Raw genomic sequence first — 20,086 nt, forward strand, 5'->3', positions numbered from 1 at the left:
AAGCGCAGCTGTTAATGAACCATTAAATGCCGTTATGGCTCATCCGGGCCAAGGGAGTAAACCGGGTAACCATTCTCTCGCCATTGTGTCAGCAGCTGTTGCTGCGTGGCGGAGGGCACTTCGCCACACCAGACCAGCAGGGTCTGACCGTCGAAAAACTCCGGCTTAAGCTGGGCCAGCGAGTGCGCCAGGACATCCACGCGCCAGCCCTTTTGGGTGGCAATCCACGCCTCCAGCCACAGGCGGGTGGTATCGTGCACGTTCCAGCCGACCACCAGCGCATCTTTTCCGGCTTTATTCTTCGCCGAGGCAAGGCAGACGGCAATGTAGTTGATCAGCACCCCGTCGAGCATGCTGAGCAGCGCCTGCAGGGTGGACTGCTGGCACTGCAGGCGTCGACGGAGCGGAATGAAAAGATGGGTGATGAGCGATTGTGCCGGGTGATCGCGACCCTGCTCTTTGATCCAGGCGCGCACGCGCTGCAGGTTACCGGCCTGCAACAGCCGCAGCAGGGTTTCCTGCTGTTCACGCCAGAGGTGTTGCGTGTCGGCATCATCGTAGCTCAGCAGCGACTTCACTTTGCCGACCTGCACCCCGTTGTCGATCCAGCTTTTAATTTCGCGGATCCGGTCGATATCATCATCGTTGAACAGACGATGCCCGCCGTCCGTTCTCTGCGGTTTGAGCAATCCATACCGTCGCTGCCACGCCCGTAGGGTAACGGGATTGATATCACAAAGGAGTGCCACTTCACCTATTGTGTAAAGCGCCATATTCGCCCCCTGGCTTACGCGTCCCCAGCTTAACTGTAGACCCACTTTGTCGAACCAGGAAGAATTGATCGATTTTTGAACAAACAATGCGAAGCCTGCGCGATATTCAGAAAAAGGTGTGATAACGGGCACGATTTTGCGCTTTTTTGCAATGCTTCAAAGAAAGTTAACCCACATACGTGTATGTTACGCGTTTTTAGCGTGTGCGGTTTTGAGTATGTACGAGTTTAATCTGGTGCTGCTGTTGCTTCAGCAGATGTGCGTGTTTCTTGTCATTGCCTGGCTGATGAGTAAAACGCGTCTTTTCATCCCGCTGATGCAAGTTACCGTACGCCTGCCGCATAAGCTGCTCTGCTACGTCACCTTCTCTATTTTTTGCATCATGGGGACCTACTTCGGCCTCCACATCGAAGACTCTATTGCCAATACGCGCGCCATCGGTGCGGTGATGGGCGGGCTGCTGGGCGGCCCGGTTGTCGGCGGCCTGGTGGGGCTAACCGGCGGGCTGCACCGCTATTCGATGGGCGGGATGACGGCGCTGAGCTGTATGATCTCGACGATCGTCGAAGGGCTGCTCGGCGGCCTGGTGCACAGCTATATGATTAAACGCGGTCGCCCGGATAAGGTGTTTAGCCCGCTTACCGCCGGGGCCATTACTTTTGTGGCCGAAATGGCGCAAATGGCAATCATTCTGCTGATCGCCCGCCCGTTTGAGGATGCGCTGCACCTGGTCAGCAATATTGCCGCGCCGATGATGGTGACCAACACCGTCGGCGCGGCGCTGTTTATGCGCATTCTGCTCGACAAGCGCGCCATGTTTGAGAAGTACACCTCGGCGTTTTCCGCCACGGCGCTGAAGGTCGCCGCCTCGACCGAGGGGATCCTGCGTCAGGGGTTTAACGAAGAGAACAGCATGAAGGTGGCTCAGGTGCTGTATAAAGAGCTGGATATCGGCGCTGTTGCCATTACCGATCGCGAAAAGCTACTGGCGTTTACCGGCACCGGTGACGATCACCATCTGCCGGGCAAACCGATCTCATCGACCTACACGCTGCGCGCCATTGAAACCGGCGAAGTGGTCTATGCCGACGGTAACGAAGTGCCTTATCGCTGTTCGCTGCATCCGCAGTGCAAGCTGGGCTCCACGCTGGTGATTCCGCTGCGCGGGGAAAATCAGCGCGTAATGGGTACCATCAAGCTGTATGAGGCGAAAAACCGTCTGTTCAGCTCCATCAACCGCACGCTGGGGGAGGGCATCGCCCAGCTTCTTTCCGCGCAAATTCTGGCGGGGCAATATGAGCGGCAGAAAGCGTTGCTGACGCAGTCTGAGATCAAGCTCCTGCACGCCCAGGTCAATCCACATTTCCTGTTTAATGCGCTTAATACGCTGAAGGCGGTGATCCGCCGCGACAGCGATCAGGCCGCGCAGCTGGTGCAGTTTCTGTCGACCTTTTTCCGCAAGAACCTGAAACGGCCGTCAGAGATCGTGACACTGGTCGATGAAATTGAGCACGTGAATGCGTATCTGCAGATTGAGCAGGCGCGTTTCCAGTCGCGCCTGCAGGTGTCGCTCTCCGTTCCGGATGAGCTGGCGTATCAGCATCTCCCGGCCTTTACCCTGCAGCCTATTGTGGAGAACGCCATCAAGCATGGTACGTCGCAGCTTCTGGGGACAGGGGAGATAACCATCGCCGCCAGCCGTTTTAACCATCATCTGGTGCTGGATATTGAAGATAACGCCGGGCTTTACCAGCCTTCCACCTCAGGTGGATTAGGCATGAGCCTGGTGGATAAACGCCTGCGCGCCCACTTTGGCGACGACTGTGGTATTACCGTCGCCTGCGAGCCTGACCGCTTTACCCGTATTACCGTTCGACTGCCGCTGGAGGAAAACGCATGTTAAGAGTGCTGATTGTGGATGACGAGCCGCTGGCACGGGAAAACCTGCGCGTTCTGCTGCAGGAGCAGCCAGACATTGAGATTGTTGGGGAGTGCGCCAACGCCATTGAGGCCATCGGTGCGGTGCACAAGCTGCGCCCGGACGTGTTGTTCCTCGACATTCAAATGCCGCGCATCAGCGGGCTGGAGATGGTCGGCATGCTCGACCCGGAGCATCGCCCCTACATCGTGTTTCTGACGGCATTCGACGAATATGCCGTTAAGGCTTTTGAGGAGCACGCGTTCGATTATTTACTCAAGCCGATCGAAGAGAAGCGCCTGGAAAAAACGCTCACCCGTTTACGCCAGGAGCGAACCGCACAGGACGTTACGCTGCTGCCGGAAAACCAGCAGCCGCTGAAATTTATCCCCTGCACCGGGCACAGCCGGATCTATCTTCTGCAGATGGATGATGTGGCGTTTGTCAGCAGCCGCCTGAGCGGGGTGTTTGTCACCAGCGCGGAAGGGAACGAAGGGTTTACCGAACTGACCCTGCGCACGCTGGAGAGTCGCACGCCGCTGATCCGCTGCCACCGCCAGTATCTGGTGAACATGGCGCACCTGAAGGAGATCCGTCTGGAAGATAACGGCCAGGCCGAGCTGGTGCTGCGCGCCGGGCAGACCGTCCCCGTCAGCCGCCGCTACCTGAAGAGTTTGAAAGAGGCGATTGGCCTGTAAAACTGGTACACTGCGCGCCATTGCATCATCGACATTCGAAGGCTCTATGCTAAGTAACGATATTCTTCGTAGCCTGCGCTACACCCTGAAAGCAAACAATAACGATATGGTGCGCATTCTTGCGCTGGCCGATATGGAAGCCACGTCGGCAGGTTTCGACACCTGGATGACCAAAGAAGACGAAGAGGGCTTCGTTCGCTGCCCGGACATCATTCTGTCGGGCTTCCTGAACGGCCTGATTTACGACAAGCGTGGCAAAGATCCGGCCGCACCGGAACTGGCGCTGGAGCGTCGGGTGAACAACAACACGGTGCTGAAAAAGCTGCGTATCGCGTTCTCGCTGAAAACGGACGATATTGTGGCGATCATGACCGAGCAAAAATACCGCGTATCCGTGCCGGAAGTGACCGCCATGATGCGCGCGCCGGACCACAAAAATTACCGCGAGTGCGGGGACCAGTTTCTGCGCAATTTCCTGCGCGGGCTGACCCACCGGGTGCATCACCCGAAACCATAAAAAAAGCCGGAGATTATCTCCGGCTTTTTTGTTATTTCACCTGCTGACCCGGCTTCGCGCCTTCGTCAGGGCTTAACAGGAAGATATCCTTCCCGCCAGGGCCTGCCGCCATCACCATCCCCTCGGAGATGCCGAAGCGCATTTTGCGCGGCGCCAGGTTAGCCACCATCACGGTCTGACGACCGATCAGCACCTGCGGGTCCGGGTAGGCTGAACGGATGCCGGAGAAGACGTTGCGCTTCTCGCCGCCCAGATCCAGCGTCAGGCGCAGCAGCTTGTCAGAGCCTTCCACGAATTCTGCGTTTTCAATCAGCGCCACGCGCAGGTCGACTTTAGCGAAATCATCAAAGGTGATGGTCTCCTGAATCGGATCGTCCGCCAGCGGGCCGGTCACCGGTGCTGCAGCTGCCTTCACTTCTTCTTTGGATGCTTCCACCAGGGCTTCAACCTGCTTCATCTCGATGCGGTTATACAGCGCCTTGAAGGTGTTCACCTTGTGGCCGAGCAGCGGCTGCGCCATTGCATCCCAGGTCAGTTCGGTGTTCAGGAACGCTTCAGCGCGGGCTGCGAGCTGCGGCAGAACCGGCTTCAGGTAGGTCATCAGCACGCGGAACAGGTTGATGCCCATGGAGCAGATGGCCTGCAGATCGGCATCGCGGCCTTCCTGTTTTGCCACCACCCACGGCGCCTGCTCGTCCACATAGCGGTTCGCCAGATCAGCCAGGGCCATGATTTCACGCACCGCTTTACCGAACTCGCGCGTTTCCCAGGCTTCGCCAATGGTGGCTGCCGCGTCGGTGAAGGTTTGGTACAGGGCTGGGTCCGCCAGCTCAGCCGCCATCACGCCGTCAAAACGCTTAGCGATAAAGCCCGCATTACGGGAGGCCAGGTTCACCACCTTGTTGACGATGTCCGCGTTCACGCGCTGCACGAAATCTTCCAGGTTCAGGTCGATATCGTCGATGCGGGAAGAGAGCTTCGCGGTGTAGTAGTAGCGCAGGCTGTCCGCGTCGAAGTGGTTCAGCCAGGTGCTGGCCTTAATGAACGTGCCGCGAGATTTGGACATCTTCGCGCCGTTCACCGTCACGTAGCCGTGTACGAACAGGTTGGTCGGCTTGCGGAAGTTGCTGCCTTCCAGCATAGCCGGCCAGAACAGGCTGTGGAAGTAAACGATGTCTTTACCGATAAAGTGATACAGCTCGGCTGTGGAATCTTTCTTCCAGTATTCGTCGAAGCTGACGGTGTCACCGCGCTTGTCGCACAGGTTCTTGAAGGAGCCCATGTAGCCGATTGGCGCGTCCAGCCAGACGTAGAAGTATTTACCCGGCGCGTTCGGGATTTCGAAGCCGAAGTACGGCGCATCGCGGGAGATATCCCACTGCTGCAGGCCGGATTCGAACCACTCCTGCATCTTATTCGCCACCTGCTCCTGCAGCGCGCCGCTGCGGGTCCACGCCTGCAGCATTTCGCTGAAGGACGGCAGGTCGAAGAAGAAGTGCTCGGAGTCACGCATCACAGGCGTGGCGCCAGAAACCACGGATTTCGGTTCGATAAGCTCGGTCGGGCTGTAGGTCGCGCCGCACACTTCGCAGTTATCGCCGTACTGATCCGGGGATTTACATTTCGGACAGGTGCCTTTGACGAAACGGTCCGGCAGGAACATGCCTTTTTCCGGATCGTACAGCTGAGAGATGGTGCGGTTTTTGATAAAACCGTTCTCTTTCAGACGGGTGTAGATCAGCTCCGACAGCTCGCGGTTTTCATCGCTGTGCGTGGAGTGATAGTTGTCATAGCTGATGTCAAAGCCAGCAAAATCGGTCTGATGCTCCTGACTCATTTCGGCAATCATCTGCTCCGGGGAAATCCCCAGCTGCTGCGCTTTCAGCATGATAGGGGTGCCGTGGGCATCGTCCGCGCAGATGAAGTTAACCTCGTGGCCGCGCATTCGCTGGTAACGGACCCAGACATCAGCCTGGATATGCTCCAGCATGTGGCCGAGGTGGATTGAGCCGTTGGCGTACGGCAGGGCGCACGTTACCAGAATTTTTTTCGCGACTTGAGTCATAGTAGGCATTACTTCTTTTAACTGTGAAAAGGGTTTTCGATATTACCAAAAGGGGCATTATTAAGTAAGCACAAACCACGGCCTTTCAGGTAAACTTGTTTGTCTAAGGTCTTATTCACAAGAACAAAGGAGTCGGGATGAGTTCTCAATCCCAGGCCAAATCACCGGAAGCCTTACGAGCAATGGTCGCCGGGACGCTGGCTAACTTTCAGCATCCAACCCTGAAGCACAATCTCACTACGCTGAAAGCGTTACACCATGTCGCATGGCTGGACGATACGCTGCACATTGAGCTGCAGATGCCGTTCGTCTGGACCAGCGCCTTTGACGCGCTGAAGGAGCAGACCAGCGCTGAGCTGCTGCGCATTACCGGCGCAAAAGCGATTGACTGGAAGCTGAGCCATAGCATCGCCACGCTGAAGCGCGTGAAAAACCAGCCTGGCGTAAATGGCGTGAAAAACATCATCGCCGTCAGCTCAGGCAAGGGCGGGGTGGGGAAATCCTCCACTGCCGTTAACCTGGCGCTGGCGCTGGCTGCGGAAGGGGCAAAGGTCGGCATTCTGGATGCGGATATCTACGGTCCGTCTATTCCAAACATGCTGGGCGCGGAAAATCAGCGTCCAACCTCGCCGGACGGCACGCATATGGCGCCGATCGTGGCGCACGGCCTGGCGACTAACTCGATCGGTTATCTGGTGACCGACGATAACGCTATGGTCTGGCGCGGCCCGATGGCCAGTAAGGCGCTGCTGCAGATGCTGCAGGAGACAATGTGGCCGGATCTGGATTATCTGGTGCTGGATATGCCGCCAGGGACCGGTGACATTCAGCTGACGCTGGCGCAAAACATTCCGGTAACGGGCGCTGTTGTGGTCACCACGCCGCAGGATATCGCGCTGATCGACGCCAAAAAAGGCATCGTGATGTTCGAGAAAGTGGAAGTGCCGGTGCTGGGTATCGTCGAGAACATGAGCATGCACATCTGCAGCAACTGTGGGCACCATGAGCCTATCTTCGGTACCGGCGGTGCGGAGAAGCTGGCGGCGCAGTATCACACCCAGCTGCTGGGGCAGATGCCGCTGCATATTTCCTTGCGTGAAGACCTGGACAGCGGGAAACCAACGGTGGTCAGCCGCCCGGACAGCGAATTTGCCCAAATGTATCGCCAGCTGGCAGGGCGCGTTGCGGCGCAGCTCTACTGGCAGGGTGAAGTGATCCCGGGTGAAATCGCCTTCCGCGCGGTGTAATCCCTCTGTGCTTTAGTGCCGGGTAGCGGCTTCGCCTTACCCGGCCACGAATGGCACCATCACATAGGTCGGGTAAGGCGAAGCCGCCACCCGACTTTAACGCAATCGGTAATGCATCAGATAGTACTCTCCCTCAGGAGAATCTCCCGTCGCCTCAATGTGCCAGCCGTGCCGCTGGTAAAACGCAATTGCCCGCGTATTCTTCACCAGACACTTGAGTGAACCGGTGCTGGTAAACGTCTTCTGAACGTGTTCAAGCAACACATGGCCGACGCCCAGGCTCTGATACTGCGGATCGACAAACAGGTTGTGCAGAAAATTATCGTTCGTCCAGACTGAGGCGAAGCCAAGTCGGTGCCCATCCTGCTCCGCCACCCAAATCTCTTCGTCCAGGGTTGCCGCGTCAAAATCTTCAAGCTGCCACGCAGAGCTCTCCAGCCACGGCCAGGCTTCACGCCGGGCGTGGAGGAAGAGCGTGCGCAGGAAAGGGCGATCGCTCTCCTGCCACGGACGGATTAGGATCGTATCAGCGATGATAGAAGATATCTCCGTTGTAGGCTTTGTAGATTTTGCCATCGGTATCGCCAATCAGAACGTAGTTTTCACCCATGTAAGTCCAGTGGGTACCGGCATCCGGCGCCGGAAGGTTACGCAACTGGTACTGTTTGATGGTGTACTCCGGCGTTTGATACTGCGCGGGTGCGGTGTCGCCGATTTTGAACTTTGTGAAATCCGCGATGAATTCTTGTTCTTCGTAGGCCTTGATGCCGGATGCCGCTTGTGGTGCTGCATTCGCCGCGCTTGCCAGAGACATCACGACACCCAGAAGCAGCCATTTACACTTAGCCATTTTTTCTCCAGTTGAACGGTTTTTAAGTTTGATTTTGCCTGTCAACAATACGGCAACCTGCCTATTTTAAATATCAGACTATGGCTTGTTCGAAAAAAAATGTAACAAAAATGAACCTACCTGATAACCGTTTTCCGTTTGGTAAGCTTCATCGATGAAATGATCTTTACCAGCAAACAGACGCGACACTTCTTTACAGCATAGTAGTGTAATGCCCGCTAAGATGACCTCCGTTAAAACATGAGGTCACAATGGACAACCGCAAAATCAATCGACTGCGCCGCTGGGCGCGGGAAGGGATAATACTCGTTCTGCTGACGCTGGCCGTAGTGTGGGGTGTGGATCAATACCGAAAACCGATGCTCCCCGCCAGTTTTAGCGCAACCCCGATGCAGAGTATCGACGGTAAGATCCACGATATCGCGGCGCTCAGCCAGGAGCGCCCGCTGCTGATCTACGTCTGGGCAACCTGGTGCAGCATCTGTCGTTATACGACGCCTGCGGTCGATAAGCTGGCAGAAGAGGGCGGTAACGTCGTGAGCATTGCCATGCGCTCCGGTGATGATGCAAAGCTTGCCCGCTGGGCAGAAAAGAAAAGCCTGAGTATGCCGATAATTAACGATGCAAACGGCGCCTTGTCGCAGCAGTGGCAGGTGAGCGTAACGCCAACGCTGGTGATTGTATCGAAGGGTGATGTGGTCAGTACCACAACGGGCTGGACGAGCTACTGGGGATTAAAAGTAAGGATGTGGTGGGCAGGGATATAAAAATAACCCCTCTCCCGGCGGAAGAGGGGTGTTGTATTACTTAGCCAGAACTTCCTGCGCGGTGCGCTCAACCAGAGACAGCAGGACTTTAATATCCTCCAGCGTCACGGTTGGGTTCAGCAGCGTCAGCTTCAGGCAGGTCACGCCGTTATGCTCGGTCACGCCGACGTTAGCGCGGCCAGATTCCAGCAGCGCATCGCCAATTTTCTGATTCAGCAGGGCGATGCCCGCGTCGTCCATCTGCACCTGTCCGCGGAAGCGGAACAGTACGCTTGCCAGCTGTGGCTGCATGACCAGTTCCAGAGCAGGCTGCGCTTTCACGTAGGCCGCAACCTGCTGCGCCAGCGTTACGCCGTGATCGATGATTGCCGCGTACTGCTCCTGACCCAGCGCTTCCAGGCTCATCCACAGCTTCAGCGCGTCGAAACGACGGGTGGTCTGCAGAGATTTGGACACCAGGTTTGGCACGCCTGCCTCTTCGTCGAACTCGGAGTTCAGGTAGGCCGCCTGATAGCGCATCAACTCATAGTGACGCGCTTCTTTCAGCAGGAACGCGCCGCAGCTGATGGTCTGGAAGAACTGCTTGTGGAAGTCCAGGGTAACGGAATCCACCAGCTCGATGCCGTCCAGGTAGTGACGATACTGCTCAGACATCAGCAGCGCGCCGCCCCAGGCCGCATCAACGTGTACCCAGATGTTCTGCTTCGCCGCCAGTTCAGCGATCGCGCGCAGCGGGTCGATAGCACCGGCATCGGTAGTACCTGCCGTCGCGACAATCGCCAGAATCTGCTCGCCGTTCGCGTTGCACTGTTCAATTTTCGCCGCCAGATCGGTCAGATCCATGCGGGAGAATTCGTCAGTTTTCACCTGCACCACGGACTGGTAGCCCAGACCCATCAGCGCCATGTTTTTCTGCACGGAGAAGTGGGCGTTCTCGGAGCACAGCACGCGAATTTTGCGCAGATCGCCTACCAGGCCATCCTGCTGAACGGAGTGACCCAGACGGGCGAAGAACGCATCGCGCGCCAGCATCAGGCCCATCAGGTTGCTCTGGGTGCCGCCGCTGGTGAAGACACCTGCGTCGCCAGCCTGATAACCCACGCGGGTACGCAGCCACTCGATCAGTTTGATTTCGATAATGGTTGCGGACGGGCTTTGATCCCAGGAGTCCATACTCTGGTTAGTGGCGTTGATCAGCACTTCCGCCGCCTGGCTTACCACCAGGCTTGGGCAGTGCAGGTGCGCCACACACTGCGGGTGATGAACGGACAAGCTGTCTTTCAGGAAGAACTCCACGGCGCGTTCAATCGCCGCTTCGTTGCCCAGCCCTTTCGGGTTGAAATCCAGCTTAATACGGTCGCGCAGTTCCGCGACCGTTTTGCCCTGGTACATCTCAGGCTGTTTCAGCCACTGCATCACAGCCTGAGTGCTTTGTTCAATCGCCTGCTGGTAAGCTTCAATGCTCTGCGCAGAGGAGAACAAAATTGGGTTTGAATCAGACATCGTAATCAATAACTCCGGTTACGCCGGGCGAACGCCCGCAGCAAGCAGTGCCTGCTCAAATTTATCCAGGAAGATCTTCAGCTCTTCGTCGCTGATCAGCAGAGACGGCAGCAGGCGCAGAACGATACCGTTACGTCCGCCGCGCTCCAGAATCAGACCGGCTTCGAAGCACTTCTTCTGAATCAGCGCAGACAGTTCGCCGTCGCCCGGGAAGCAGCCCATGTGGTCAGCGGCTTCGTGCGGCTTAACGATCTCAATACCGATCATCATGCCCAGACCGCGCACGTGGCCGATGACCGGATAGCGTTTCGCCATCTCTTTCAGCTGGCCTTTCAGCCATTCGCCCTGAGCTGCCACTTTGCCAGCGATGTTCTGGTCTTTCAGGATTTTCAGCGTCGTCAGACCGGTTGCCATCGCCAGCTGGTTGCCGCGGAAGGTGCCGGTGTGGTGGCCTGGCGCCCATGCGTCGAACTGCTTTTTGATACCGAGCACGGCCAGCGGCAGACCGCCACCGACTGCTTTAGACATCACGATGATGTCTGGCTCAATGCCAGCGTGTTCGAAGGCGAAGAATTTACCGGTACGGGCAAAGCCAGCCTGAACTTCGTCGAGGATCAGCAGAATGCCGTGTTCCTGAGTCACTTTACGGATGCGCTGCAGCCACTCGGCAGGAGCCGGGTTCACGCCGCCTTCACCCTGAACGGCTTCCAGGATCACCGCAGCAGGTTTACGCACGCCGCTTTCAACGTCGTTGATCAGGTTGTCGAAGTAGTAGGTCAGCGCTTTCACGCCCGCTTCACCACCGATACCCAGCGGGCAACGGTACTCGTGCGGGTAAGGCATGAACTGCACTTCTGGCATCATGCCGTCAACCGCTTCTTTCGGAGACAGGTTGCCGGTCACGGACAGTGCGCCGTGGGTCATGCCGTGGTAACCACCAGAGAAGCTGATGATACCGCTACGACCGGTCACTTTTTTCGCCAGCTTCAGCGCCGCTTCAACGGCGTCAGCACCGGATGGACCGGTGAACTGCAGGCAGTACTCTTTGCCCTGACCAGGCAGCAGAGAGAGCAGGTATTCGGAAAACGCGTCTTTCAGAGGCGTAGTCAGATCCAGAGTGTGTAACGGCAAGCCGCTGGTAATGACATTTTGGATGCTTTTCAGCACATCAGGATGGTTATGGCCAAGCGCAAGGGTGCCTGCGCCTGCTAAACAGTCAAGGTATTCTTTATTATCTGCATCGGTGATCCACACGCCTTCTGCTTTAGTGATTGCTAAAGGCAGTTTGCGCGGATAACTCCTGACGTTAGATTCAAACTCGGCCTGACGGGCCAGATAGGTTTCGTTGCTTTTGTGGGCATCTACGGTGTCAATACGGACTTTATCCGTCATCATATCACTCCTACAACCGCCGCTTCGTTATGAGCCACGATTGAATAAAAAGTTAAAAAACAGATGGGGGCCTGAAAAAAACGCCGCCAATATAGAGCCTTTTGTCACGGGGCTCAATGGTTAATTTGTTTACTGTTTTGTGACAGGGGGCACAGGAGAGGCGATAACGCCCTTTTTAAAAAGAAGATTGCACTTTATAGTCAATAAAAACAGTGTGTTACGTTGGTTTTGCTCGGGGTATTAAATGACAGAAAAGAGTGTGACAAATCGTGCCATTGACTGAGAAAAAAAGGAGGTATGCTGCCTTTATACCCCCTTCTTTTTCCATCATCGTCTAAAAGCGGTGGTCACATGGCGTGCGCAATGGAATCACGCATTAAAAATGGACTTTCAACGCGCGTCGTTTCCCGGTGCTGTTCACCATGAATAATGTGCAGGGCGCTCAGGCGGCCAATTTCATAGTGGGGTAGTTGAACCGTTGAAAGAGGGGGCAGGAACAATTCTCCAATGCCCACCATATTGTCGTAGCCGATAACCGCGACATCTTCTGGAATGCGAAGCCCCTGCGCCAGCAGCGTCTGGTACACCATAAACGCGATACGATCGTTGCCGCAGATAACGGAGTCAAACCCAGGGATGCCATTCTGAATGCGCGCCAGCAACGCTGACGGAATGTCACGATAATGCTCGTCCCCGGGGGCCATATAGCTGTGCTCCAGGGCATCCGGGTCGAGCCCGGCTTCACGGCAGGCACGTTCAAGCCCCTGACGGCGTCGGGTTGTGGCCAGATGGCCCACAGGTAAATGCAGACACAGGGGCCGTCGATAGCCCTTCCCGAGTAACGCCCTGACGGCGGCGTACTGCCCCTGTTCATCATCCGGAATATAGCTGGCGACCTTTTCACCGACACTTTCACAGTTGGCCAGTACACAGGGGAGGGTGAGCAGCTTGGCAGGAAGAGGAACCTGACGTAACCCCATCGTGGTGTAGATAATCCCGTCTGGCCGGTGGGAGAGAAGAAGATCGACGATGGCATCGGGGTTGTCGTCAGCAAACATGTTCATGACGAAGCTATTCCATCCGTGCATCCTTGCCGTCTCTTCAATAGACAGCGTAATCTCCACCGAGAACGGTGTCGTGACCGTATCGAGCGCCAGCACGCCAATGGTTTTAGGTGAAGCATTTGCGCCGCGTATTTTCTTGGCGGACAGATCGGGAACGTAGCTGGTCTGCTCGATAGCCCACTGCACGCGCGCCAGCGTTTCCGGTTTAAGACGTTCCGGGCTGTTAAGCGCACGGGAAACCGTCATCAGCGATACGTTAGCCAGCTTTGCGACGTCCTTCAGGGAAGCCATTTTCTTACTCCATTCATGCTCTGTGAGAGGGTATACAACGAAGTCGCTGATGTAAAAGGAAGGCTGATGAACAGGCCTGGTCATGCTGACCTCAGTGATGAATTTATGATCGCGATCTCATTCCCTTGATGTTAACGTTAACTTTCGTGATTAACATCTTAAATCTTAATCAGGCAGCGTGAGAAAACATGAATGTTAACGTTACCATTGCGTCATTACTCCAACATGAGAATGCCATGATGAAAACGCATCACTCTCACAGCTATCCCTTACTGAGCGCATTACTGTTTTTCTTTTTTGTCACCTGGTCATCTTCCGGTTCGTTGCTCTCTATCTGGCTCCATCAGGAAGTGGGCTTAAAAGCGGGGGATACGGGCGTTATCTATGCCGTGCTTTCCGTCTCCGCGCTGTTTGCTCAAATCTGCTATGGATTTATTCAGGACAAACTCGGCCTGCGCAAAAATTTGCTCTGGTTTCTGACCTGTCTGCTGATTCTTTCCGGTCCGGCCTTTTTGCTGTTTGGCTATCTGCTGCAGATTAACGTGTTGCTCGGCAGTATTTTCGGCGGGATTTTTATTGGCCTGACGTTTAACGGTGGGATTGGGGTGCTGGAATCCTATACCGAACGCGTGGCCCGTCAGAGCCAGTTTGAATTTGGCAAGGCGAGAATGTGGGGATCGCTTGGCTGGGCGGCGGCGACCTTTTTTGCGGGGCTCCTGTTTAACATCAATCCAAAGCTGAATTTCGCTGTCGCGAGCTGCGCCGGGCTGGTGTTTTTTGTTTTGCTGGCGCGCCTGCGGGTCTCTTCCGCCCCGCACGCCATGCAGGAAGCGGTGTCCGGTGGTAAGGTCACGCTGGAAGATGCACTGCGCCTGCTGACGCTGCCGCGTTTCTGGGCGCTGGTATTTTTCGTTATCGGCACCTGCATTTACGGCGTTTATGACCAGCAGTTCCCGGTCTATTTCTCATCCCAGTTCCCGACGTTACAGGAAGGAAACGCCATGTACGGCTATCTCAACTCCTTCCAGGTTTTCCTTGAGGCGGCGGGTATGTTTTGCGCACCGTGGCTGGTGAATCGCCTCGGCGCGAAAAATGGCCTGATTTTCGCGGGCATGGTGATGGCGATGCGTATGGTGGCATCCGGTCTGGTTGAGGGGCCGGTATTGATCTCCATTACCAAGCTATTGCACGCGGTTGAGCTGCCCGTATTGCTGGTCTCAATCTTTAAATACAACAGCCTGCATTTTGATAAGCGGCTCTCTTCCACACTCTATCTGGTGGGCTTTGCCTGTACAAGCTCGGTGATTGCTTCGGTTCTGTCGCCGCTGGCGGGTTACAGCTATGAGAAATACGGCTTTGCCCAATCCTATCTCATTATGGGGCTGTTAGTTTTCAGCACCACGCTCATCTCCATCTTCCTGTTGCGCTCGGGTAAGTCTTCTTCTGACCCGTTAATGCCGCAACCCTCCACTATCTGACTGAAAAGAGTGAATAAATGATGTATTCCATTGCCAAAGCTGAACAGGAATTGCAGGCCAGACAAGGCAGTCTTAACCTGCGCTGGTATCCGCGTTACCACCTCGCCGCGCGTGCCGGCTGGATGAACGACCCGAATGGCCTGGTGTGGTTTGACGGCTGGTATCACGCGTTTTACCAGCATCATCCGTACTCAACCCAGTGGGGACCGATGCACTGGGGCCATGCGCGCAGCAAGGATTTAGTTCGCTGGGAACACCTCCCGGTGGCGCTGGCACCGGAAGGGCCAGAAGACAAAGACGGCTGTTTTTCCGGCTCGGCGGTGGTGGATGGCGATACGCTGGCGCTGATTTATACTGGACACAAATTCCACGGCGATCCGGATGACGAGGCTAACCTTTACCAGGTGCAGTGCCTGGCAACCAGCCGTGATGGCGTCCATTTTACGCGACAAGGAACGATCGTTGATACGCCGCCTGGCCTGCATCACTTTCGCGATCCGAAAGTGTGGCGGGAAGGGGAGTGCTGGTACATGGTGGTCGGTGCACGGGATGGCGAGACGGGCCAGGTGCGCGTTTACCGTTCTGACGACCTGCGCGAGTGGCAGGATATGAGCGTGCTTGCGGTGGCTGAAAAAGAGATGGGTTACATGTGGGAATGCCCGGACTTTTTCACCCTCAATGGTAAACGGGTGCTGATGTTTTCACCTCAGGGGCTGGCGGCAGAAGGCTTCAAAAATCGTAATCTTTTCCAGAGCGGCTACCTGCTGGGCGAGTGGCAGCCCGGTCAACCTTTCGTGCGTGAAGGGGAATTTGTGGAGATGGATCGCGGGCATGATTTCTACGCACCACAAAGCTTCCTGACGCCCGACGGCCGCCGCATTGTTATCGGCTGGCTGGACATGTGGGAATCCCCCCTTCCGGAACAGCAGGATGGGTGGGCTGGCATGCTCTCTTTACCGCGTGAGCTGTCGCTTAGTGAGGATAACCGCCTGCAAATGCGGCCAGCCAGAGAAGTCGAAAGCCTGCGAGGGGTGTGGTTCCCCTGGCCGGTGAGCACGCTCAACAATCAGCAGATCCCTCAGGTGGAAAACTGTAATGCGATGGAGGTCATTCTGCAGTGGGATTGCGCTAACAGCAGCGCGGAGCAGTACGGCATTCGTCTTGGCGACGGATTACGCCTCTACGTGGATGCGCAGATGCAGCGCCTGGTGCTGGAGCGTCACTATCCGCAATATGGCTTGTGTGGGACCCGAAGCGTCGCGCTTAACCTGAACGACACGCTAAGCCTGCGCCTGTTCTTTGACTGCTCGTCTGTGGAGGTGTTTGTCAATGAGGGCGAGGCGTGCCTCAGCAGCCGTATATATCCTGATGCCGAGTGCCGCGAGCTGGCGTTGTTTGCCTGGGCGGGGAGCGCGTCGCTTATTGATGCCGGGGCGTGGCAGCTAGAGTAATATGTTAAGGCCTGCAAATGAAAAAGGCGACAGGTGTCGCCTTTGTTTTCTATTTAATCTTTGTTGCGTAGCCTACAAACTTTCCTTCTTTACTCACCGCTAATTTGCCTTTAGCGGGATAGTAAATGAAGGTGTATAGCCCTTGGGAATACACTTTTGCCTGAGGTTCGTTTTCATCCAGCGCGCCCAATACACCATCGACATCCAATATCTCACCTTTAATCGTGATCTTCATTCCTTCCCATTTAAAGGCGTAAACCGTTTTAGCTGCCTGAGCATGTTGTTTCGCGTCTTTTTTAGCCCAGATCCCCGTGCCCGCAGCGGCATCACGCGCGTTCGCCCATGCTGCATTTTGTGCAGCTTCATTGTAAGCATTCTGGCGATTTTGTTCGGCCAGGTAGCAGGTATCATTGCTGATACCCTGTCGCTCACATTCGGCCATGCGCTGAGCAGGTGACGTACACGCAGAAAGCAGGATGGTAGCACCAGTTATTAATACTGCTAAGAGTGACTTTATCATTACGATGATACCTTAGATGACATATATTCGATAAAAGAAGGTTTAATTGCCGCAAATATAATAAGCCTGATACATAATACCTAACCATGCGCCAACGATAATAAGTATCAGGTACAATATTACAGAGATAAGAATGTATTTTGTCATGCTGGTTATTTATTAAAAGCCGATCCCTACGCCGACTGAAGCTCCCATGTTATTTGCTGTGTCATCAGAGAAGCTCACTTTACCAACCATATGTTCGTTAAAGTTAACCGACGCCCCAACTGCTAAAGCGCTTTCACCGTTGTAAGTCGCGCCGCCAGCCGAGAACATCACGCGCTGATTCGTTTGCACCTGAGGTAAACCGGCCATCGCCATCGCGCCACTGATACCTGCGTTTGCTTCTTTCTTATTATTATCGACTTCCTCACGTAGCGATCTAAATTGCTGGTTAGTGTTGTTATTCAGAGCCTGTAATGTCTGTTTGGTAGCCTGCAGTTTCTCAGCCTCGGCAGTAATAGCCTGGCTATTAGTTGCGACTTTAGCTTGCGTTGCCGTATCTACCTGCGTTCGTGTCACGGTGGTCATCACGCCATTTTTTCCATCTTGGCCATCTTTACCATTCGCTCCGTCACGTCCGTTAATTCCAGCAACGCCTTGTGCGCCTGTATCGCCTTTATCACCTTTAGCGCCATCTTTTCCATCTACGCCGTTAGTTGGTTTTGGTGCATTCTCAAGAGCTAAGAGGCGGCTATCTTGCACAGCGTTAACTGTTTCAATATGAGTAATTGCAGTTCCGTTAGTAAGCACGCCTTTTAACGCCACATCACCTTTTGTATTAGCAGTGTCAGCAAGAGCGCCTGCTAATTTAGCTTCCTGATCTACCTGAGAAACAGTCGTTTGAAGAGAGGAAATATCAGAGGTGTTAGTGCTGATATTATTTTTACTTACGTTGATCTCGTCTTGCATGCGGTCACGATCGCCCTGCAAGTTATAGATTTGCCCGTCTTGTGTTGCGTTTTCAGCTTTCATATTATCCAGATTATAAGCGGTATTATTAGTTCCCTGAATCTGAATGAAAGTACCTGAGTTGGTTACGTTATCGTTAAGGTCGACGTTTACATCAGCAGCTTTAGTTACATTCATAGAACAAGTCAAAATAACACCCGATACAAAAGCAGTAACGGCATTTTTAGCAACTTTCATTTTAAAAGCACTCATCATTTAAAAAGTAAAAATGGGTAAGGCTAGCTATCCTGGCGTGTTGATGTAACGTCTGGTTACGCCTGATTAAAATAACGGGGTTACGTAGAATTTTGAATAAATCACTTAATTCGTAACGTGCAGTAACTATCAATTAATGCGAGCATTTAGATATTGATCTAAATCATAAATGACATGAATAGCCAAAGTGACTTTTTACGGGGGTGATGCAAAATATCTCAATGTTTACATTAACTTATAAGGTGTGCAGCCTAATACCTGTTTCGTGGTAACACCTTGATTGAGAGGCTAAATGTTTAACGGGGTTAAACGGTTTGGAACTCACTTTATATTTCATTCGAAATGATATTCAATGATTAATGAAGCATAAAATAGACTAACTGAAAACGAAAAAAATTATGTTAGTAGAGCTATTTCTTAAACGCTGAAAAAGTCGGTGTTTTTTGGACGTAATGGAAATGTTATAGAGAATGGTGTTGATTCAAAGGAGTGGCATAATAGTCCTGTAATTATCGCTGCTAGCCTTATCTTTTGCACCTGTTCTGCATGAAGAAGCGATCCCCGAAAGGGCGCTTGCGTCAGCATGAAACTTGCCCTAATCTGGCAAAATGTAAGCTAATACTTACCATATGACTCGGGGTGCCCTTCTTCGTTGAAGGCTGAGAAATACCCGTATTACCTGATCTGGATAATGCCAGCGTAGGGAAGTCAGATGCCTTCCCGGTCATCGCTTCTTCACGCAAGGCAGGAGCGAACCCATGCAGCCTGACCTGCTCGATTTACACGTTTTACAACACTTCCGAACCCGTTCTCCGCTGACCCACTGCATGACCAACGACGTCGTACAGACCTTTACGGCCAACGTTTTGCTGGCACTGGGGGCATCCCCGGCGATGGTGATTGACGCAGAAGAGGCTGAACATTTCGCTTCGATCGCCGATGCGCTGCTGATTAACGTCGGCACGCTGACCTCGCCGCGCGCACAGGCGATGCGTCGGGCAATAGAAAGCGCGGTGGCGGCAGGGAAGCCCTGGACGCTGGACCCGGTTGCGGTGGGTTCCCTGACGTTCCGCACCCGTTTTTGCCATCAAATCCTGGCTCTGAAACCGGCCGCCATTCGCGGTAATGCCTCCGAAATCCTGGCCCTTGTCGGTATGAGTGCGGGCGGGCGCGGCGTCGATACGACCGACAACGCCGCCAGCGCGTTGCCAGCCGCTCAGGTATTGGCCCGCCAGACCCATGCCATTGTGGTCGTCACCGGCGAGGTGGACTACATCACTGACGGAGAGCGGACCCAAACGGTAACGGGCGGAGACCCGTTAATGACCCGCGTGGTAGGAACCGGGTGTGCGCTTTCTGCCGTTGTGGCGGCGAGCTGCTCGCTGCCGGGCGACCGGCTGGATAACATTGCCGCGGCCTGCGGATGGATGAAACGTGCCGGAACGGTAGCCGTGACAGCCTCTCGTGGACCAGGCAGTTTTGCCAGCGCGTTTCTGGATGCGCTCTACGCGCTGGAGGAACAGGCATGAAGCGAATTAACGCCCTGACCATTGCCGGTACCGACCCCAGCGGCGGCGCGGGCATCCAGGCCGATCTGAAAACCTTCTCCGCGCTGGGTGCCTATGGCTGCTCGGTGATCACCGCCCTGGTGGCACAAAACACGCACGGGGTGCAGTCGGTCTACCGTATCGAGCCGGATTTTGTTGCCGCGCAGCTGGATTCGGTGTTCAGCGACGTCCGAATCGATACCACCAAGATCGGCATGCTGGCTGAGACGGACATTGTGGAGGCGGTGGCCGAGCGCCTTAAACGCTATCAGGTGCAAAACGTGGTGCTGGATACCGTCATGCTGGCAAAAAGCGGCGATCCGCTGCTCTCCGCCTCGGCCGTGGCGACGCTGCGTCATAAGCTGCTGCCGCAGGTGGCGCTCATCACGCCCAATCTGCCGGAAGCCGCCGCGCTGTTAGGCACCTCGCACGCAAAAACTGAACGTGAAATGAAGGAGCAGGGGAAAGCGCTGCTGGCGATGGGCTGCGGTGCGGTGCTGATGAAAGGCGGGCATCTGGATGATGCTGAAAGTCCGGACTGGCTTTTCACCCGTGACGGCGAACAGCGTTTTACGGCCCCGCGCGTGCAGACCAAAAACACCCACGGCACGGGGTGCACTCTCTCTTCCGCGCTGGCGGCGCTGCGCCCGCGGCATGACTTCTGGGCCGATACGGTGCGCGAAGCGAAAATCTGGCTCTCGGCCGCACTTGCCAAAGCCGATACTCTGGAGGTGGGTCACGGTATTGGGCCGGTTCACCATTTTCATGAATGGTGGTAAGCCTTATACTGGCAGGAAAC

Annotated in this window: 18 protein-coding genes and 1 riboswitch; of the genes, 9 read left to right on the forward strand and 9 right to left on the reverse strand. The window is 54.9% G+C overall.

The window, feature by feature from the left end; translation table 11 throughout:
* Window positions 1–32: 32 nt before the first annotated feature.
* A complete protein-coding gene (gene mlrA, locus ACWKXT_RS09225) occupies window positions 33–773 on the reverse strand; it encodes an HTH-type transcriptional regulator MlrA (RefSeq protein WP_454528527.1) in 741 nt (246 codons plus the stop codon).
* 217 nt (window positions 774–990) lie between these two features.
* Here mlrA and ACWKXT_RS09230 point away from each other — a divergent pair, with 217 nt between their 5' ends.
* Genes ACWKXT_RS09230 through ACWKXT_RS09240 form a run of 3 tightly spaced genes read left to right on the forward strand, consistent with a single transcriptional unit; the run spans window position 991 to window position 3,906 of the window.
* Entirely contained in the window at window positions 991–2,676 is a 1,686-nt protein-coding gene (locus ACWKXT_RS09230) for a LytS/YhcK type 5TM receptor domain-containing protein (RefSeq protein ID WP_454532257.1), read from the forward strand.
* Window positions 2,670–3,389: a two-component system response regulator BtsR gene (gene btsR / locus ACWKXT_RS09235; RefSeq protein WP_045908659.1), complete on the forward strand. Its 720-nt coding sequence runs from the start codon at window positions 2,670–2,672 to the stop codon at window positions 3,387–3,389. The genes ACWKXT_RS09230 and btsR overlap by 7 nt, the downstream gene beginning before the upstream one ends.
* Before the next feature lie 46 nt (window positions 3,390–3,435).
* Window positions 3,436–3,906, forward strand: coding sequence for a DUF1456 family protein (locus tag ACWKXT_RS09240; protein WP_454528528.1), 471 nt, complete (start codon window positions 3,436–3,438; stop codon window positions 3,904–3,906).
* Window positions 3,907–3,937: 31 nt separating this feature from the next.
* On the opposite strand, the gene metG is transcribed toward ACWKXT_RS09240, so the two are convergent.
* On the reverse strand, window positions 3,938–5,971 hold the full coding sequence (metG, locus tag ACWKXT_RS09245; RefSeq protein ID WP_049000348.1) for a methionine--tRNA ligase: 2,034 nt from the start codon (window positions 5,969–5,971) through the stop codon (window positions 3,938–3,940).
* A gap of 137 nt (window positions 5,972–6,108) precedes the next feature.
* On the opposite strand from metG, the gene apbC reads away from it, so the two are divergent.
* A complete protein-coding gene (gene apbC, locus ACWKXT_RS09250) occupies window positions 6,109–7,218 on the forward strand; it encodes an iron-sulfur cluster carrier protein ApbC (RefSeq protein ID WP_080328635.1) in 1,110 nt (369 codons plus the stop codon).
* A gap of 96 nt (window positions 7,219–7,314) precedes the next feature.
* Here apbC and ACWKXT_RS09255 read toward each other — a convergent pair whose 3' ends face one another.
* On the reverse strand, window positions 7,315–7,794 hold the full coding sequence (locus ACWKXT_RS09255; RefSeq protein WP_454528530.1) for a GNAT family N-acetyltransferase: 480 nt from the start codon (window positions 7,792–7,794) through the stop codon (window positions 7,315–7,317).
* Entirely contained in the window at window positions 7,745–8,068 is a 324-nt protein-coding gene (locus ACWKXT_RS09260; protein WP_032646531.1) for an RcnB family protein, read from the reverse strand. The genes ACWKXT_RS09255 and ACWKXT_RS09260 overlap by 50 nt, the downstream gene beginning before the upstream one ends.
* A 251-nt stretch (window positions 8,069–8,319) precedes the next feature.
* Here ACWKXT_RS09260 and ACWKXT_RS09265 point away from each other — a divergent pair, with 251 nt between their 5' ends.
* Entirely contained in the window at window positions 8,320–8,835 is a 516-nt protein-coding gene (locus ACWKXT_RS09265) for a protein disulfide oxidoreductase (RefSeq protein ID WP_454532258.1), read from the forward strand.
* A gap of 36 nt (window positions 8,836–8,871) precedes the next feature.
* Here ACWKXT_RS09265 and ACWKXT_RS09270 read toward each other — a convergent pair whose 3' ends face one another.
* From ACWKXT_RS09270 to ACWKXT_RS09280, 3 genes are all read right to left on the reverse strand, one after another.
* The gene (locus ACWKXT_RS09270; protein WP_454532259.1) at window positions 8,872–10,338 is read right to left on the reverse strand and encodes a pyridoxal phosphate-dependent decarboxylase family protein; all 1,467 of its coding nucleotides are present in this window, start codon (window positions 10,336–10,338) and stop codon (window positions 8,872–8,874) included.
* An 18-nt stretch (window positions 10,339–10,356) separates the two neighbouring features.
* Window positions 10,357–11,733: a diaminobutyrate--2-oxoglutarate transaminase gene (locus ACWKXT_RS09275; RefSeq protein ID WP_014884533.1), complete on the reverse strand. Its 1,377-nt coding sequence runs from the start codon at window positions 11,731–11,733 to the stop codon at window positions 10,357–10,359.
* Window positions 11,734–12,077: 344 nt separating this feature from the next.
* Complete coding sequence (locus ACWKXT_RS09280; RefSeq protein WP_454532260.1) at window positions 12,078–13,085, reverse strand: LacI family DNA-binding transcriptional regulator; 1,008 nt, start codon at window positions 13,083–13,085, stop codon at window positions 12,078–12,080.
* A gap of 236 nt (window positions 13,086–13,321) precedes the next feature.
* On the opposite strand from ACWKXT_RS09280, the gene ACWKXT_RS09285 reads away from it, so the two are divergent.
* The gene (locus tag ACWKXT_RS09285; RefSeq protein WP_454532261.1) at window positions 13,322–14,563 is read left to right on the forward strand and encodes an oligosaccharide MFS transporter; all 1,242 of its coding nucleotides are present in this window, start codon (window positions 13,322–13,324) and stop codon (window positions 14,561–14,563) included.
* Window positions 14,564–14,580: 17 nt separating this feature from the next.
* On the forward strand, window positions 14,581–16,014 hold the full coding sequence (locus tag ACWKXT_RS09290) for a glycoside hydrolase family 32 protein (protein ID WP_454532262.1): 1,434 nt from the start codon (window positions 14,581–14,583) through the stop codon (window positions 16,012–16,014).
* A gap of 49 nt (window positions 16,015–16,063) precedes the next feature.
* On the opposite strand, the gene ACWKXT_RS09295 is transcribed toward ACWKXT_RS09290, so the two are convergent.
* Together ACWKXT_RS09295 and ACWKXT_RS09300 are read right to left on the reverse strand one after the other, a co-directional pair.
* Entirely contained in the window at window positions 16,064–16,534 is a 471-nt protein-coding gene (locus tag ACWKXT_RS09295) for a hypothetical protein (RefSeq protein WP_454532263.1), read from the reverse strand.
* Between the two features lie 159 nt (window positions 16,535–16,693).
* On the reverse strand, window positions 16,694–17,722 hold the full coding sequence (locus tag ACWKXT_RS09300; RefSeq protein ID WP_454532264.1) for a YadA-like family protein: 1,029 nt from the start codon (window positions 17,720–17,722) through the stop codon (window positions 16,694–16,696).
* 643 nt (window positions 17,723–18,365) lie between these two features.
* Window positions 18,366–18,463: riboswitch (TPP riboswitch) on the forward strand.
* Window positions 18,464–18,498: 35 nt separating this feature from the next.
* Between ACWKXT_RS09300 and thiM the strand changes: the two genes are divergently transcribed.
* Window positions 18,499–19,269, forward strand: coding sequence for a hydroxyethylthiazole kinase (gene thiM / locus ACWKXT_RS09305; RefSeq protein ID WP_454532265.1), 771 nt, complete (start codon window positions 18,499–18,501; stop codon window positions 19,267–19,269).
* Complete coding sequence (gene thiD, locus ACWKXT_RS09310; protein WP_454532266.1) at window positions 19,266–20,066, forward strand: bifunctional hydroxymethylpyrimidine kinase/phosphomethylpyrimidine kinase; 801 nt, start codon at window positions 19,266–19,268, stop codon at window positions 20,064–20,066. The genes thiM and thiD overlap by 4 nt, the downstream gene beginning before the upstream one ends.
* The last annotated feature ends 20 nt before the right edge of the window (window positions 20,067–20,086 follow it).

Source organism: Enterobacter sp. UPMP701, assembly GCF_053709515.1.

What these genes read in the sequence shown, in the direction of transcription:
- ACWKXT_RS09275 (WP_014884533.1), bottom strand. Translation starts at nt 11,733, where the DNA reads ATGATGACGGATAAAGTCCGTATTGACACCGTAGATGCCCACAAAAGC.
- thiM (WP_454532265.1), top strand. Translation starts at nt 18,499, where the DNA reads ATGCAGCCTGACCTGCTCGATTTACACGTTTTACAACACTTCCGAACC.
- ACWKXT_RS09280 (WP_454532260.1), bottom strand. Translation starts at nt 13,085, where the DNA reads ATGGCTTCCCTGAAGGACGTCGCAAAGCTGGCTAACGTATCGCTGATG.
- thiD (WP_454532266.1), top strand. Translation starts at nt 19,266, where the DNA reads ATGAAGCGAATTAACGCCCTGACCATTGCCGGTACCGACCCCAGCGGC.
- ACWKXT_RS09295 (WP_454532263.1), bottom strand. Translation starts at nt 16,534, where the DNA reads ATGATAAAGTCACTCTTAGCAGTATTAATAACTGGTGCTACCATCCTG.
- ACWKXT_RS09290 (WP_454532262.1), top strand. Translation starts at nt 14,581, where the DNA reads ATGATGTATTCCATTGCCAAAGCTGAACAGGAATTGCAGGCCAGACAA.
- ACWKXT_RS09285 (WP_454532261.1), top strand. Translation starts at nt 13,322, where the DNA reads ATGATGAAAACGCATCACTCTCACAGCTATCCCTTACTGAGCGCATTA.
- ACWKXT_RS09300 (WP_454532264.1), bottom strand. Translation starts at nt 17,722, where the DNA reads ATGAAAGTTGCTAAAAATGCCGTTACTGCTTTTGTATCGGGTGTTATT.
- ACWKXT_RS09255 (WP_454528530.1), bottom strand. Translation starts at nt 7,794, where the DNA reads ATGGCAAAATCTACAAAGCCTACAACGGAGATATCTTCTATCATCGCT.
- apbC (WP_080328635.1), top strand. Translation starts at nt 6,109, where the DNA reads ATGAGTTCTCAATCCCAGGCCAAATCACCGGAAGCCTTACGAGCAATG.
- ACWKXT_RS09270 (WP_454532259.1), bottom strand. Translation starts at nt 10,338, where the DNA reads ATGTCTGATTCAAACCCAATTTTGTTCTCCTCTGCGCAGAGCATTGAA.
- metG (WP_049000348.1), bottom strand. Translation starts at nt 5,971, where the DNA reads ATGACTCAAGTCGCGAAAAAAATTCTGGTAACGTGCGCCCTGCCGTAC.
- btsR (WP_045908659.1), top strand. Translation starts at nt 2,670, where the DNA reads ATGTTAAGAGTGCTGATTGTGGATGACGAGCCGCTGGCACGGGAAAAC.
- ACWKXT_RS09260 (WP_032646531.1), bottom strand. Translation starts at nt 8,068, where the DNA reads ATGGCTAAGTGTAAATGGCTGCTTCTGGGTGTCGTGATGTCTCTGGCA.
- ACWKXT_RS09230 (WP_454532257.1), top strand. Translation starts at nt 991, where the DNA reads ATGTACGAGTTTAATCTGGTGCTGCTGTTGCTTCAGCAGATGTGCGTG.
- mlrA (WP_454528527.1), bottom strand. Translation starts at nt 773, where the DNA reads ATGGCGCTTTACACAATAGGTGAAGTGGCACTCCTTTGTGATATCAAT.
- ACWKXT_RS09240 (WP_454528528.1), top strand. Translation starts at nt 3,436, where the DNA reads ATGCTAAGTAACGATATTCTTCGTAGCCTGCGCTACACCCTGAAAGCA.
- ACWKXT_RS09265 (WP_454532258.1), top strand. Translation starts at nt 8,320, where the DNA reads ATGGACAACCGCAAAATCAATCGACTGCGCCGCTGGGCGCGGGAAGGG.